This is a genomic window from Pseudomonas sp. 30_B, from assembly GCF_017491605.1.
Classification (GTDB): Bacteria; Pseudomonadota; Gammaproteobacteria; order Pseudomonadales; family Pseudomonadaceae; genus Pseudomonas.
Genome location: NZ_JAFGYY010000363.1, coordinates 1 through 442 on the forward strand (window position 1 = coordinate 1; position 442 = coordinate 442).

1 protein-coding gene is annotated in these 442 nt (G+C 68.1%); it reads right to left on the bottom strand.

The window, feature by feature from the left end:
• Nucleotides 1-442 (bottom strand): type VI secretion system tip protein TssI/VgrG (gene tssI, locus J5M67_RS28675; protein WP_207888708.1); only part of this gene is annotated, 442 nt, incomplete at both ends.

A 442-nucleotide genomic window follows, 5' to 3' on the forward strand; every position in this document is an offset into this window, starting at 1 on the left:
CCGACAGCGTGTGGTCCTGCTCAGTCTCCGCGTCGAAGTTGCGCTCCGCATGCATCCACAGCTGCTCCGCGCCCTTCTTGTCCTCGAAGCGAAACGCGTTCGAATGCTCGGCCGTGCCGCCCGGCGACGAGCGCGACAGCAGCCCGCTTTGTGTCGCGCTGCCGGGCAGCCCCCATGGCGGCATCTTCTCGCCGTTGTACACGCGCCCCGTCACGATCGGCTGATCGGGGTCGCCGTTCAGGAAATCGACCACCACCTCATCGCCGATGCGCGGGATCTGCACGCCGCCGAAGCCGCCGCCCGCCCACGGGCTCGACACGCGCACCCAGCACGACGAGTTCTGGTCGCTCTGCCCGTAGCGGTCCCAGCGAAATTGCAGCTTCACGCGCCCGTACTGGTCCGTCCAGATTTCCTCGCCCTTCGGGCCGACGACGGTCGACGT